Below are 14121 nucleotides of genomic sequence, written 5' to 3'. Positions count from 1 at the left end.
CAGGAAAATATGAATCGTCGTAAAAAAATAAATCAGTTGTTAAAGGCTAACGCCAAAAAGGCCAGTGCCAAATTGGCACCGAAAAGCAAGTCAAAATACATCAGTAAAGCGGACCGATTGAAACTGGCCGCTGAGTCCAGTCAGGACTCCAGCATCTGCGCTGAGAGCTGATCCCTATCGTCGTTCGCCACAAGAAGGGCGGGTATGGCGTTTGAGAGAGCCCTGCACCGAACTTTGTGAACGACACGCGTTGAAATTTCCTGCCGCAATCGCGCTCATCCACGGCGGTTTGTGCGAAAGCCCGCACGGTTACCCAAGGTTTTTGCACGAATCTTCACCGCTGTCGCTCGTATCATTTCACTCGGTAAATCCGGTGAGCATTGCGATGACAAAAATCACAACGTTGTGGGACATCAGTCCACCCTTGAGTACTGAAACGCCGACCTGGCCGGGTGACACGCCGTTCCAGGAGGAGCGCGTCTGGACCTACGGTCCCGAATGTCCGGTGAATGTCGGACGCATCACCTTGTCGCCGCATACCGGCGCCCACGTCGATGCGCCGTTGCATTACAGCGCTGGTGGCGCGCCGATTGGCGATGTGGCGTTGGACGTCTATATCGGGCCTTGCCGCGTGTTGCATTGTCTGGACAGCGGCGAACTGGTGCTGCCCGGGCAACTGCAAGGACGTTTGCGCGACGTGCCCGAGCGGGTGCTGCTGCGCACCTATCGACAAGCGCCGCTGACAGCCTGGGATTCAGGGTTCACGGCCGTTGCCAGGGAGACCATCGACTTGCTGGCGAGCCTGGGTGTGCGGTTGATTGGCATCGATACGCCGTCACTGGACCCCCAGCAATCCAGGACCATGGATTCACACGGTGCCGTGGCCCGCCATCACATGGCGATTCTTGAAGGCATCGTGCTGGACGATGTCCCGGAAGGCGATTATGAACTGATCGCCTTGCCGCTGCGCTTTGCTCATCTGGACGCCAGTCCGGTCAGGGCGATTCTGCGGCCGCTGAGTACGTCGCAACGCGGGTGATGATCATCGGCCGGCGCGCATGCTCCCTTGTAGGAGCTGGCTTGTCGGGTCGCCGCATCGCAGCGAAGGTCGTTAACGATAACGCGAGTAAACCGGATAAACGCGGCGTACTTGAGTCCATCGCCAGCAAGCTGGCTCCTACAGTTTCCCGGGTTTGCGTGAAGAACCTTTTTTATTGGGCTAATCGGTGCGCTCATTAGAGGAGCGGGGCGGGTGGCGGTCTTTCCGATAAGTTGGTGAAGGCAGTCCGTAAATTGGGGACAGGTAACAGTGGGTTGGGCATCGATGACACAAATTGCGCACCAGGTGATAAACGGCTGCACGTGATTGCGCCAATCAGATAATGTTTTGCGCTACACCAAGTGCTGGTCAAGTGCTGGTCGAGTGCTTTTGCGGCTTTGTCAGCCATGCCTTATCCGCTTGGTTGCCGATCACTATCCGTTAAGTGGGCGCCGACGATTCATGGCGTGGAAGTTGCTCCTTTCCAGCCTGGTACGCGCCGTCAGAGCGCACCGAAAATATTGCCTGTGAGTGCACCGTGATGAGCAGCAAAGTGGATCCGCAGTTTCGCGACATTCGTGTCGACAGCGATGACCTGGAGGCCGCCAGAAGCTGGATGTCCGGTATCTGCGGGCCCCATCGACTGGTGAGCGCGACCCCCGAACGGATTCGCTTTCATCACAATGCCAACATGTTCAAATCGATGGCCACCACCCTGGGCACCATCGAATACGGCACCGACGTCACCATCGATATCGAAGACGCCGAGCACTTCAGCAGCTACAGCCTGAGCTTGCCGCTGGTGGGCCAACAGGAGCTGAGCAAGGACGGCAGCGTGCTCAGGTCCGACCGCGATCAAGGGGTCATCGTGTCGCCCAATGAAAACCAGCTGCTGGCGATCTCCGGTGACTGTCGCAAGGTTCAGGTGGTGATTACGCGTATCGCGATGAGCGAAGCGCTGGAGGGGATGTTGCAACGGCCTCTGGACGCGCCGCTGCGCTTCGAGCCGGTGATGGATGCGATCGATGGCGCATCGGCGTCGTGGTGGCGCATGGCGCGTTATTTCATCGACGAGCTTGCGCGCAGCAGCGAACTCTTCGAACAAGTGGCCTTCACCCGGGACATTGAAAGCTCGCTGATCAAGGGCCTGATCCTGGCCCAGCCCAACAACTATTCGCAGGCGCTGCGGGATGTGCTGGGCGTGAAGTTGCCGTATTACCTGATCAGGGCTCGACAGTACATCCACGACAACGCCCGCGAAGCGTTGCACCTGGAGGACATCGAGGCCGCTGCCGGCGTTTCGCGCTTCAAGTTGTTCGATGCGTTCAAGAAGTACTTCGCCATGTCGCCGATGGTCTACCTGAAAAAGTACCGCTTGAACGCCGTGCGCCAGGAGATGCTTGAGCACGGTTCGGCACGCAATATTTCCGCGATCGCGATGGGCTGGGGGTTCATGCACCTGGGGCGTTTTTCCACCGAGTACCGCAAGCTGTTCGACGAAACCCCGAGCATGACCTTGCAGCGCAACGAAGCCCGGCGCCTGCACGGGCATTGAAGGTCGGCGTCCTTACTTGCGTACCACCAGATCCAGCAGTTGCTCGCGCTCCTTGATTTTTTGCAGGACGATTTCCGAACGTATATCGGTGACGCCGGCGGTGCGGTTGAGGTGGTTGACGATGAAATCCGAGAAGTGCTTGAGGTTGCGGGCCTGGACCCGCAACACATAGTTGCTCGCCCCGGTAACGACATACGCGGTGACCACCTCCGGCCACTGCTGAACCTTCTTGATGAAGGTCTCGTGCCAGTCCTCGACGTCCTGTCGCAGCGACACATGAACGATGGCTTCCAGTTCAATGCCCAGCCGTTCGGCATTCAGCACCGCGCGATAGCCGGTGATGATTCCTTCGCTTTCCAGCAGGCGCAAACGGCGCAGGCAAGCCGAGGGTGACAAGGCGACTTTCTCCGCCAATTCCTGATTGCTGATACGGCCATCCTGTTGCAATTGATGCAGGATTCGCAGGTCTGTCGAGTCAAGATTCATGGTTTGAATAAATCCGCGTTTATTGGGCGTTGATTCGAATATTCTGCGAAATAACTACTACATGACCGATTACTTTGCACGAAAATTCTTCAAAGGTTCGTTCATTATCTCTCCACCGAAAGGCAAGTGAAGTGCCTTGAATCAGGGCGCCGGAGCCGGCTGCTGCAACCTGCCCGGATGGCGTCGCATAACAAAAAACAGGACACCCGATGACGACAAGAAACAGTTGCCTGGCGCTTGATGCCCAGGACGTTCTGGCGCCCCTGCGCCGGCAGTTTGCGCTCCCCGAGGGCGTTATTTATCTCGACGGCAATTCCTTGGGTGCGCGGCCGGTCGCTGCTTTGGCCCGGGCGCAAGCGGTGGTCGCCGAGGAGTGGGGCAATGGCTTGATCCGCAGCTGGAACAGCGCAGGCTGGCGCGAGCTGTCCGAACGTCTGGGCAACCGCCTGGCGGGCTTGATCGGTGCGGGGGAGGGTGAAGTCGTGGTGACCGATACCACCTCGATCAACCTGTTCAAAGTGCTGAGCGCCGCTTTGCGCGTACAGGCCACGAGGTCGCCGCAGCGGCGGGTGATCGTCAGCGAGTCGAGCAATTTCCCCACCGACCTGTACATCGCCGAGGGCCTCGCGCAAATGCTGCAACAGGGTTACACCCTGCGCCTGGTGGACAGTCCTGAAGCGCTGCCGCAAGCGATTGACCAGGACACGGCGGTGGTCATGCTCACCCACGTCAATTACAAGACCGGCTACATGCACGACATGCAGGCCCTGACCGAGCTGACCCACGAATGTGGCGCGCTGGCTATTTGGGATCTGGCTCATTCCGCCGGCGCGGTGCCGGTCGACCTGCATCAGGCGGGTGCCGATTACGCCATCGGCTGCACCTACAAGTACCTCAATGGCGGGCCGGGTTCGCAGGCCTTTGTCTGGGTTTCGCCAGAGTTGTGCGATCTGGTGCCGCAGCCGTTGTCCGGCTGGTTCGGCCATTCGCGGCAGTTCGCCATGGAGTCGCATTACGAGCCGAGCAGCGGCATCGCGCGCTACCTGTGCGGTACCCAGCCGATTACCTCTTTGGCGATGGTCGAGTGCGGCCTGGACGTGTTCGCCCAGACCGACATGGCCAGCCTGCGCCGCAAATCCCTGGCCCTGACGGACCTGTTCATCGAATTGGTCGAGCAGCGTTGCGCGGCTCACGAACTGAAGTTGATCACACCCCGTGAGCATGCCAGACGTGGCAGCCACGTCAGCTTCGAACACCCCGAAGGTTATGCGGTGATCCAGGCCCTGATCGAGCGAGGCGTGATTGGTGATTACCGCGAGCCACGCATCATGCGTTTCGGTTTCACCCCGCTGTACACGACCTTCACCGAAGTCTGGGATGCGGTGCAGATCCTCGGCGAGATCCTCGACCGGAACACCTGGTCGCAAGCGCAATTCCAGGTTCGCCACAGCGTGACCTGAACCTTTCGGCCTCCGATTCCTGCCGCAGGATTTTCTCCGCGGCAGGGCTTCGGCCGCCGGCAATAACCAGTTCTGCAATCACAATAATAAGGAGCACGCAGAATGAAACTGTCCCTCTGGCCTGCCTTGCCGCTCGCCATTTCCAGCTGTCTTGGCCAAATGGCCTGTGCCGCCACCGACAACGGATTTGTCGAAGACAGCAGCCTGACCCTGACCAACCGTAACTTCTATTTCTACCGCAACAACCTCAACAACCCGGGCGGTCAGAACTATCGGGACGAGTGGGCCCACGGGATCATGCTCGACTACCGCTCCGGCTACACCCAGGGAACGGTGGGATTCGGGGTCGATGCCTATGCGCAGTTGGGTCTCAAGCTCGACAGTGGCAAGGGACGCACGGGCACGGGTTTGCTGCCGGTCGATGCCGATGGTCGTCCCGAGGATGAGTATTCCGAAGCGGGCGGTGCGGTGAAGGCGCGGATTTCCCGGACCGAACTCAAGTACGGCAACCTGACCCCGCTCAACCCGGTGTTCGGCACCGGCAATGCGCGCCTGTTCACCAGCAGTGCCACAGGCTTTCAATTGACCAGCAATGAACTCAAGGCGTTGCAACTGGACATCGGTCATTTCACCGCCGGCAACGACAGTAATTCGACCAATGCCAATGGCGCGCTCAAAGCGCTGTACGCCGGCGTGGAAACCCGCAGCGTCGATTATCTGGGCGGCAGTTATGCCCTGAGCGATCAACTGAGTGTCAGCCTGTACGGTTCGCAGTTCACCGACATCTGGCGCCAGTACTACACCAATACCAACTACACCTTTGCCCTTGGCGAAGGCCAGTCGCTGAACCTGGATTTCAATCTCTATCGCACCAACGACAGCGGCCAGAGCCTGGCCGGCAAGATCGACAACACCACCTGGTCGTTGTCCACCGCGTACAAATTCGGTGCCCATCGGTTGACCCTGGCGTACCAGCGGGTCGATGGCGACGAGCCGTTCGATTACCTGGGCTTCGACCAGCAGCCAGGCACGTCGATCTTCCTCGCCAACTCGATTCAGGTTCTCGACTTCAACGCCCCCAACGAACGCTCATGGCAACTGCGTTACGACCTGGACATGGCGCCTTTCGGCGTGCCGGGCCTGAGCTTCATGTCGCGTTACGTCAGTGGCGACCACATCGATGACAGCCATTACGACGGCGGACCCAATGGCGCCTATGGACGTTACGGCGATGACGGCAAGCGCTGGGAGCGCGACATCGAGGCGCGCTATGTCGTGCAGTCGGGCAAGGCCAGGGATCTTTCAATACGCGTGCGTCAGGCCAGTGTGCGTTCCACTGCGCAGGTCGCCCGCGCCGACACCACGGACAACAACGAAGTCCGGGTGATCATCGAGTATCCGCTGAGTATTTTCTGATCCGTGTCCTGCTGTGCGTGGCTGATCCCCACCGTTAAACCTACGACGTGCTCTTCAAGAAAGATAAAATCCAGAGGACATAAAAATGACCGATAACTGCGGTTTCGAAACGATATCCAACCGTGAACACGGCCTGCAGCGTCAGCTGACGTCGGGGCAAATGAGCATGATCGCCATTGGCGGTGCAATCGGCACCGGGCTGTTCATGGGCAGCGCCTATGCCATCGGGTATGCCGGGCCGAGCGTATTGCTCAGCTATGCCATCGGAGCAATCATCACCTTGCTGCTGATGGGTTGCCTGGCGGAAATGACCGTGGCCCATTCGACCTCGGGTTCGTTCGGTGCCTACGCCGAATTTTATGTCAGCCCGCTGGCCGGGTTCCTGGTGCGCTATGCCTACTGGGCAGCGATCGTGCTCGCGGTCGGCACGGAAGTGACGGCGGTGGCGATGTACATGAAGTACTGGTTTGCCAACGTGCCGGAGTGGATCTGGATTGTTTCGTTCTCCAGCGTGTTGATCGTGCTCAATGCCATCAGCGTGAAGACCTTCGGCACCTTCGAGTACTGGTTCTCGACCATCAAGATCGGCGCGATTGTCGGCTTCATCATCCTGGCGGTGTATGTGGTATTCGGTTCCGGCAATCCGGAGTACGGCGTGCACAATTACACTGCTCACGGCGGCTTCTTCCCCAATGGCCTGCAAGGGATGTGGATCGCGGTGATCGTGTCGATCTTCAGCTACCTGAGCGTGGAGATGATCGCGGTGGCCGCCGGCGAAGCAAAAGACCCGGAGCAGGCGGTGAAGAAAGCCTTTCGCGGGACTATCGTGCGCCTGGTGGTGTTCTACCTGATGACCCTGGCGTTGATGCTGGCGATCGTGCCCTGGGTCCAGGCAGGCAATGCCCAAAGTCCGTTCGTCACGGTGATGCAAGCCATCGGCATTCCCGGCGCCACCGGCGTGATGAATTTCGTGATCCTGATTGCCGCGTTGTCGGCGATGAACAGCCAGTTGTACATCACCACGCGCATGATGTTCAGCCTGTCCCGTGCCGGCTACGCGCCAAAATCCATGGGTGCGTTGAGCAAGACCGGGATCCCGTTGAACGCGCTGTTGCTTTCGAGTTCGGGGATCGCCCTGGCGACCTTGCTCAACATCCTGTACCCGGAAAGTTCGTTCACCCTGATGATGGCGATCTCGATGTTCGGCGCGATCTTTACCTGGTTCATGATCTTCCTCACGCACTACTGTTTCCGTCGTTTTCACGAACGCAATGGCAACCGCAAACTGTCGTTCCGCATGCGTCTGTTTCCCTACAGCACATTGCTGGGGCTGGTGCTGATGGGGGCGGTGATGATCACGACCTATTTCACTGAGGCCTTCAAGATGACCCTGGTGTTCGGTGTGCCATTCCTGCTGGTGCTGTCGATTGTCTACGGTATTTTCTTCAGGAAAACCAGGGCGGTCACGCGTCAAGAGCGAAAAATACTGGCTCCATAAAAAAGGTCCTTCACGCAATCCCGGGGAGCACCGTTACCTGTAGGAGCTGGCTTGAAGCGATGGCAACTGACGGCCGAGCGTTTTCTTCCTGGTGTACATATTCATTGCTGCGGTAACGGCCACTTAGGGTTCCGCCCTGACGGCGGGTCACTTGGAAGAGCGGAACGCCGCCCGGCCTGTAGGAGCGAGCTTGCTCGCGATGGAGGTCAACGATGACGCGGGGAGCCTGACACCCCGCGGTGCTCTCAGGTTTTTCGCGAGCAAGCTCGCTCCTACAGGGCCCGCCGCCATCGGCCATCCATGGCCGGCGGCGGCTAACCCGGCATCCATGCCGGGTTGCCCACTGCGCAGAACCTGCGCTCGGCCTCACGAGGGGGCGTGCACCGCAACAGCACCGCGAGGCGAGCTAACGCTCGACCTCGTTGTTTGGTGGTGCACGCATTCCCCTGTAGGAGCTGCCGAACCTTCGGCAGCCCCTACAGATATTTCGTTATATGTGCTCCCCGGGATTGCGTGAGGAACCTAAAAAATGCCCGTATCTCACGATACGGGCATTCTTCAATCTGCAAGGCTTGCCTTGCCGTTATGACCCTGTCGTAAAGGTCAGTTGGCTGACAATGGCCATGGCCTTGGGCTGGATCGATGCACTGAGCGGCTGGCTCAACTCGTCGTGGAATGAATGATTGACCAGTTGCTCCTGCACGGCCCGCTCAAACTCCGCCCCCGTGGTGACCGGATAGCCAAACGTCACCCGCAGGGTGGAGCCCGGCGCAACCTGCACGTTGTCCAGGTTCCAGAACTGCACTGCCAGGTTGGCGGTATATCCCGCCGGTATGGTGAACTGCGCGCCGGTCAGCTGTCCGTCTGCCGGGACGGTCAACGGCCCAAGCACGATCGGCTTCTGATTGGGCGCCACGGTGTCGCACAACAGGCAGACGGTGGTACCGGTCAGACCGGTGGCGGACAGTGTAATGGTGAGCGCGGTCGAGGCGAAGCTGGCCGGAACCCGCAACTCCTGACGACGTACCCACTGATTGCCACTGACGACCGCCTGGTTGCGAAAACCGAAGGTCGGGGTCTGGCCAATCAGTTTCGCCAGGTCCAGCCAGTTGCTCACCGGCGGTACGGGGTCGGGGTGGCAGCCACTGTTGAGCTGGGCGATCAGGTTGAAGTAACCGTCACGATTGACCAGTGGCGGCGTCCAGACAAACGCTTGCTCGCCGACACCGATGTGCCCCGGTGGCGCAGTGACGGCGGACGCCTCGGCGCCTGACTCGGTACTCAGCAGGTTGCCCTTGAAACTGGCAGGCAGCATGAACACCTGTGCCTGGCTGTAATACAGGGAAAACGAGTCGGTCGGGGTGACCTGGCTACCATTCATGCCGCGCACGTAATAGTAGTTGGGGCGTCCTCCCGCCGGCTCGACGTTATAGGACTTCTGCCAGCTGTCGATGGAGCTGAACTCATTCTCGAACCCCGGTACCGGAGTTTCGCTCTGGATGATGTCAGGGCACAGCCCCAACGGCGGCGAGAACGGCACGCTCCCCTTGGACGCCAGGTTGTTGCGCAGATAAATGTCTTTGGCGCCTGCGGTACTACGGCTGAATAAATTGACGACGGCTTCGCTCATGACGTGAACTCCTTGTTCGATTATTTGATTCGCAGACCATCAGCACCCAACAGCACGACAGGCCGTGGCCGGATGTCGGCGGTGGTGCCGCCGCGATAGGCGCTGTGCAAGGCATGGGACAGTGCAAAATCCACCAGTCCCCGTTGCAGTGCTTCTTCCAGCTCGGCCTTTGTGCCATCGGAGTAATAGGCCGGCGTGATATCCATCGAGGCCCCCGGCAACGAGACCGGCCCGCTATTGCGGTACAGGTTCAATGTGAGGGTGGCGCTATAGCCCGGTTCCAGCCAGCAACGCACACCGACGAAATGCCCCTGGTCAGGCATGGCGGTATTGACGATGGAAATCGGCTTGCCCTTGGCATCGGTGCGACTGCAAGTGAGGTCAAAGGTCCAGCCGCGGCCATCGGTATTGGGCGCGAACCCGTTGTTGGTGACCTGCAGTGAATACTCTCGGCTGCCGGCGCTGACATCGTCAGGGATGATCAGTTGAGTGCTGATCTGAATCGTCGGCGACTGGGCCGACTGCATGGACACGTTGCGCCAGCCAAACTGCAGGTTGTTGGTGATCAGGGCTGACATGTCCAGCTGCGTGAGCACATCCGGGAACGGGTTGTTGGCATTGTTAAGCCAGGTAATCAGGCAATAGTGGCTACTGCCATCGGTGGGCGGCTGCGGGTTGGCCCAGACAAAGGTATCCGCCGCGACGCCGATCGTGCCGGCCCCCAGATTGACCATCGAGGACACGTAGATCGGCGGCGTGCCGTCCGGGTGGTCCTGATCGGTGGGGATGGAAAAGTTTGCCCAGTTGCTCGGCCACTGGATGGCCGCGCAAGGCACACCATATAGCTGGACCTTGGTGGTACGGGGAATGGCTGTGCCGTTTTTGCCGCGGATATAGATGTAATTGGGGTGTCCTTGTGTGATGTTGTCGGCGGACTGGGTGGCGTAGCTGGTCGCGGTGGCCAGGGCGCTCTGGTAGTTGGGCACCGGCATCCCGGCAATCCAGATGTCGGGACAGGCAGAGAGCGGCGAGCCCGCCGGCACCGTGCCTTCGTTGCTCTGGTTGGGCCGCATGTAGATACCCTGGCTGTAGGTCGCGGCGAGGCTCTGTACGTCGATTGACGGCAAGGCGGCAGGTCCGCGAAGCAAGCGGCCATGGCCTACCGCAGCCGGGCTTTTAGAGACAATTAACATGTCAAACTCCTTTTGACTCAGGCTGGAAGGATGGTGGTACGCGTCTGCGCAACATCCTGGGTGGGGGGTTGGGTTGCAGCACTGACCGCCAACACGTTGAGCACGGTGGTGGAGGTGTAGCAAATGGCATCCAGGGCCGCTTGCCCCACGAGGGAAATGCCCTTGGTGGCCGCGACCACGCGGGTCAAACGTAGCGGTTTGCAGATTTCCGGAAGGCAGGGCACGACATTCAACGCCACCGTCGTACCGCTTTGACCAATGGAGGCCGGGATCGCCACCCCGAGATGGCCCAGGCCGTAGATGAACGTGGCGACCACACCGATATCGTCCTTGTTTTCGGGCATGCGTTTCCATTGGGCGAGGAACACCCCGTCCAGCACCAGGCCGAGCCAGGTGTAGATCCACAGCGTGCGCCCGGCGCCATCGGCGGTGGTGCATCCCGGCGATCCGGCGGAGAGGATCCACGGGCAACTGCACAGTTGCGCCGACACCTCCAGCATGTAGGCGACATAGCCAATGACCGGCGGTGGCGCCGACTCCGGTGGCATCCCGTCACCCAAGGCGGTCAGTGCCCCATAGAAGAAGTACGAAACGGACCCCAGCAAACCGGTGACCATGGCCATTTCCCGGGGCAGGAAGCCGGTCCACGGATCATCGGACACCCGGTTGCGCGCCCGCCCGGAAACCGAACTCAAACCGGTAGCGGCCAGCAGCCGCTGCGCGTTGAGACTGGTTTTGAATTGAGCAACGCTGCCACTGTCCGGGAAGGGCGCAGCGCCTTTGAGCGCCTTGAAGAGAATCGTGCCGGGGACCGCCAGCACCAGCGCCACCAGATCCAGCGTGGTCAGCTTCGAACCATTGGTGACCAGGCGATAGAGGTCACTGACAAACGGAATGTTCCACTCGGCATTGAGCAGGCCCTTGATGCTGGTGACAAAGCTCTGCACCAGTTGCAGCATGGCATCGACCACCAACTGGACGCCGGACAGGATCGCCTGGAGGACGCCTTCGACCACGCTCATCAGCGCCGCCAGCAACTTGCGGAAAATCTGGTCGGGGTTGCTTCCCAGGTCCTGGATGTAGGCGAGCGCCTGGGCAAAGGCCTGGGACGACTCGGTGAAATCCGCCAGGTTCGAGAGCTTGGCAATGAAGTCACTGAGCGGGTCTCCCAACTCGTTGGCCAGAAGGAGGGTGCCTTGCGCCGACGAAGCGCAGGACGCGTTGTTCACCAGTCCGTTGTAGACAATGTTGTTGGCCACCGACTTGCTGGTGGTCGGATCGTCCGGTGTATTGGCCCGCTCATAGCCGCCCAGGCTGTGGGTGCCGGCAATCGTGCTCCGGGCCTGCTCGAACCACTGTTGCAACTGCCCCTGCAAGGTATTGATACCCTTGTCGACTTTGCTCTGGATACCGCTGGTGGCGCCGGCGAGAAAGTCGAACCCGGTGTTGACGACATGGGCCAGCGCGTCGTGGGTGCGCAAGATGTCATTCCAGTTGAACAGGAATGCCAGCCACTCATACAGTTCCTGGAAGAACACCTTGACCGCCGCGAATACCGACTCGGCCAGATCGAAGGCTTTCTCCACCGTGTCGATAAGCGTTTCGAACAGATACGTCACGCCGTCGACGATAAAGTGGAAGGCCGCTCGAATCCCGCCCGCCACTTTACTGACGACATAGTCGACCACCTCGATGATGCCCGAGGCGACTCCAGCGATGAAATCCCCGATGTCCTCCAGCCAATCGAAAAATCCCGCCGAGACGGCGCTGCTGCGCAGTGTCAGCAAGGTGCCGAGCGCCGACTCCGCCGACAGGTCGGTAAATACCAGCCCGCCGTTTTTCACTGACAGCTGCCAATGCTGCTCTGGCATGGCCGCGAGGTCGAGCGCCTGATGGGCGCCGTTTTCGGTGTGCAGCGCAACTCCGGCCCTGGGCCTGCGGGCATCCAGATAAGGGGTCCCGGTCTGTGTCAGAAGAAACGCCGAGCCGGTCAGGTTCATGCTGCGGGACACGGCTTCGGCCACCGCGTTGGCGGTGTCCTGTTTATGGTACTGATCCGTCAGCAAGGGCTTGCCGTTTGCCAGCTTGGCGTCCATCAACTGGTTGCCGGTGGTCTTGCTCAACGAATCCTGAACATCGGCATTCTGGCGAATCTCGATGGCCTCGCCCGGCGACATCAGATTCGGCACATTGATCAGCACCGGCGGAATTGCCAGTGCACCTGTCTGCTGGGCGATGGACAAGACCCCGGCGCTGTTGGTCAGCACCCGGATGGGGCGCCGAGGCGTGACGTAATACACACTGCCATTGATCGACAGGCGCGAGGCGTCAGCTGTCCAGACCAGGACAGGTGTTTCCACCAACGGTGCTCCCAACTGACTGAACAACGCCACGTCGGTGCTGTACGAGGGGAAGTCCTCGATGCTGCCACTGGCCTGAATTTCCAGCGGGGCGATTTCCCAGTTGGTGCTGCGGCTGTCCCTCGTAAGATGCGTCACGGTGTTTTGCTGCGCCTTGAGGGCAAACACCTCCAGGCCATCCTCATCCAGCGTCGCGCAAAATGACTGGACGCCCCTGTACACCGGCGCCGGTGGTAGCCAGCCGGCGGTGGCCTGGCTGGATTGCACGGTGTGATGCAGCGTATTGTCCGCGCCCAGCAACAGGCCATTGAGCAGCGGGCGGGACGGCAGCAAGCAGACTTGCTTGAAGGAGGCACCGATACTCACCTGCGCCCAACTGAACGGTTGCGCACCGCCACCGATCAAGGTGTAGGCGTTGCCATCGGCAAGGATCGCCAGGACCTGGGTGTTGCCCACCGAGTCCGTCGTGGCGGCCACGTCGATGCTGCGAAAGTTCGCGGCAATCTTTGGCCGAACCAGCTGCCCGGTGCTGATGACGTACTGCAAGATGATGGTGTCGTAGACGCTGAAGGCCACGTTGGCGTCGGCGTTGCCGGTCCAGACCGCGTTCAGGGTCTGAAGCTGCAAGGTGGTGCGGTTGAGTGCTACAGGTGCCTTGGTGTCCCAGACCCCCCAACTGAGGTTGTAGATGATACCGACACTGGCGTCGGCCTCGACCAGCACACCGATGTACAGCTTGTTGCCAATCTGCGCCGTGGAAATCTTCGCAATGCGCCGGGCCTTGGACGGCAGCGGCACATCGATCATCTTTGCAGGTGACCAGCGGTTTTTCGATTGCGGCTGTTCGACGGTGTACAACAGGTTGGTGCCCTGGGCCACGAACACCACGATATTGCCCGAGGGTGTCAGCCCTGTAGCAATCACCTCGCCGGCCAGTCCAGTCTGGGTGGAAGAGCTGGCGCTGGCGCTGGCGGGATCGGGGTAGATGTTCCAGACCAGCGTATCGGTGCCGCTGGTAAACAGCTCCACGTCGCCGTTCCCGTTCATGATCGCCGACGCCGAGCTGCCACCGTGAACGGCACTGGCGATGCGATAGTTCTGCATGAATCTGGATTCAGGAACGACAGTAACGGCTGTTTGAGACGATGAAGTTGACGATAATCTGTCCATGATTGCTCCAGTGATTTATCCATCGCTGGAGATACTAGTAAGCATCAGACATCACGTAATATCGTTTCGAAATGACTCGTATGTCGATCTTTTCCGGCCTTCTCGGCCCTGCGCGGCCAGGGCGTGAAGCAGCCCTTCGTGAAAGGCTGCTTATAGCTGTGGAATCAATACACTGGATTTTGTGTATGGGGACGCGCTACACCGATCAGCCGTTGCTGCGGTCGGTCGCCTTGGCTTTGCTTTGGGCGACAGCGGCTTCAGCCTTCTGTTTCTGGGCAACCTGGAAGGCTTTCATCGAGACTGTCCGGGCCGAC

At 59.8% G+C, this 14121-nt stretch carries 10 protein-coding genes; 6 read left to right on the top strand and 4 right to left on the bottom strand.

The features are described from left to right. The first annotated feature begins 9 nt into the window (after positions 1 to 9). The 3 genes from KGA83_RS14400 to KGA83_RS14390 all read left to right on the top strand — a co-directional run bounded on the left by KGA83_RS14400 (position 10) and on the right by KGA83_RS14390 (position 2594). Positions 10 to 171, top strand: coding sequence for a DUF2986 domain-containing protein (locus KGA83_RS14400; RefSeq protein ID WP_108218102.1), 162 nt, complete (start codon positions 10 to 12; stop codon positions 169 to 171). Between the two features lie 214 nt (positions 172 to 385). After that, complete coding sequence (gene kynB, locus KGA83_RS14395; RefSeq protein WP_223529969.1) at positions 386 to 1039, top strand: arylformamidase; 654 nt, start codon at positions 386 to 388, stop codon at positions 1037 to 1039. Between the two features lie 541 nt (positions 1040 to 1580). Next, positions 1581 to 2594: an AraC family transcriptional regulator gene (locus KGA83_RS14390; protein ID WP_223529967.1), complete on the top strand. Its 1014-nt coding sequence runs from the start codon at positions 1581 to 1583 to the stop codon at positions 2592 to 2594. A gap of 12 nt (positions 2595 to 2606) precedes the next feature. On the opposite strand, the gene KGA83_RS14385 is transcribed toward KGA83_RS14390, so the two are convergent. After that, on the bottom strand, positions 2607 to 3080 hold the full coding sequence (locus tag KGA83_RS14385; RefSeq protein WP_108218106.1) for an Lrp/AsnC family transcriptional regulator: 474 nt from the start codon (positions 3078 to 3080) through the stop codon (positions 2607 to 2609). Positions 3081 to 3289: 209 nt separating this feature from the next. Between KGA83_RS14385 and kynU the strand changes: the two genes are divergently transcribed. The 3 genes from kynU to KGA83_RS14370 all read left to right on the top strand — a co-directional run bounded on the left by kynU (position 3290) and on the right by KGA83_RS14370 (position 7454). Next, on the top strand, positions 3290 to 4540 hold the full coding sequence (gene kynU, locus KGA83_RS14380) for a kynureninase (protein ID WP_108218107.1): 1251 nt from the start codon (positions 3290 to 3292) through the stop codon (positions 4538 to 4540). Between the two features lie 102 nt (positions 4541 to 4642). After that, positions 4643 to 5956 (top strand): OprD family porin, encoded by a 1314-nt coding sequence (locus KGA83_RS14375; protein WP_108218108.1) that lies wholly within the window; start codon positions 4643 to 4645, stop codon positions 5954 to 5956. An 85-nt stretch (positions 5957 to 6041) separates the two neighbouring features. Then, positions 6042 to 7454 (top strand): amino acid permease, encoded by a 1413-nt coding sequence (locus KGA83_RS14370; RefSeq protein WP_223529965.1) that lies wholly within the window; start codon positions 6042 to 6044, stop codon positions 7452 to 7454. Between the two features lie 583 nt (positions 7455 to 8037). On the opposite strand, the gene KGA83_RS14365 is transcribed toward KGA83_RS14370, so the two are convergent. Genes KGA83_RS14365 through KGA83_RS14355 form a run of 3 tightly spaced genes read right to left on the bottom strand, consistent with a single transcriptional unit; the run spans position 8038 to position 13741 of the window. Further along, positions 8038 to 9084 carry a hypothetical protein gene (locus KGA83_RS14365; protein ID WP_223529963.1) on the bottom strand — a complete coding sequence of 349 codons (1047 nt, stop codon included), beginning with the start codon at positions 9082 to 9084 and terminating at the stop codon, positions 8038 to 8040. Positions 9085 to 9104: 20 nt separating this feature from the next. Further along, positions 9105 to 10277, bottom strand: coding sequence for a hypothetical protein (locus KGA83_RS14360; protein WP_223529962.1), 1173 nt, complete (start codon positions 10275 to 10277; stop codon positions 9105 to 9107). Between the two features lie 17 nt (positions 10278 to 10294). Further along, positions 10295 to 13741 (bottom strand): hypothetical protein, encoded by a 3447-nt coding sequence (locus tag KGA83_RS14355; RefSeq protein WP_223529960.1) that lies wholly within the window; start codon positions 13739 to 13741, stop codon positions 10295 to 10297. Positions 13742 to 14121 lie beyond the last annotated feature (380 nt).

Origin of the sequence: Pseudomonas sp. GL-R-19, from assembly GCF_019956375.1 — a bacterium.
Taxonomy (GTDB): Bacteria; Pseudomonadota; Gammaproteobacteria; order Pseudomonadales; family Pseudomonadaceae; genus Aquipseudomonas.
Note: the sequence above shows the minus strand (reverse complement) of the source record. Positions and strands in the feature narration are given on the sequence as shown.

Bases quoted from the DNA above. Each gene is read 5' to 3' on its own strand.
- KGA83_RS14385 (WP_108218106.1), bottom strand. From the start codon at position 3,080: ATGAATCTTGACTCGACAGACCTGCGAATCCTGCATCAATTGCAACAG.
- KGA83_RS14365 (WP_223529963.1), bottom strand. From the start codon at position 9,084: ATGAGCGAAGCCGTCGTCAATTTATTCAGCCGTAGTACCGCAGGCGCC.
- KGA83_RS14370 (WP_223529965.1), top strand. From the start codon at position 6,042: ATGACCGATAACTGCGGTTTCGAAACGATATCCAACCGTGAACACGGC.
- KGA83_RS14360 (WP_223529962.1), bottom strand. From the start codon at position 10,277: ATGTTAATTGTCTCTAAAAGCCCGGCTGCGGTAGGCCATGGCCGCTTG.
- KGA83_RS14390 (WP_223529967.1), top strand. From the start codon at position 1,581: ATGAGCAGCAAAGTGGATCCGCAGTTTCGCGACATTCGTGTCGACAGC.
- KGA83_RS14355 (WP_223529960.1), bottom strand. From the start codon at position 13,741: ATGCAGAACTATCGCATCGCCAGTGCCGTTCACGGTGGCAGCTCGGCG.
- kynU (WP_108218107.1), top strand. From the start codon at position 3,290: ATGACGACAAGAAACAGTTGCCTGGCGCTTGATGCCCAGGACGTTCTG.
- kynB (WP_223529969.1), top strand. From the start codon at position 386: ATGACAAAAATCACAACGTTGTGGGACATCAGTCCACCCTTGAGTACT.
- KGA83_RS14375 (WP_108218108.1), top strand. From the start codon at position 4,643: ATGAAACTGTCCCTCTGGCCTGCCTTGCCGCTCGCCATTTCCAGCTGT.
- KGA83_RS14400 (WP_108218102.1), top strand. From the start codon at position 10: ATGAATCGTCGTAAAAAAATAAATCAGTTGTTAAAGGCTAACGCCAAA.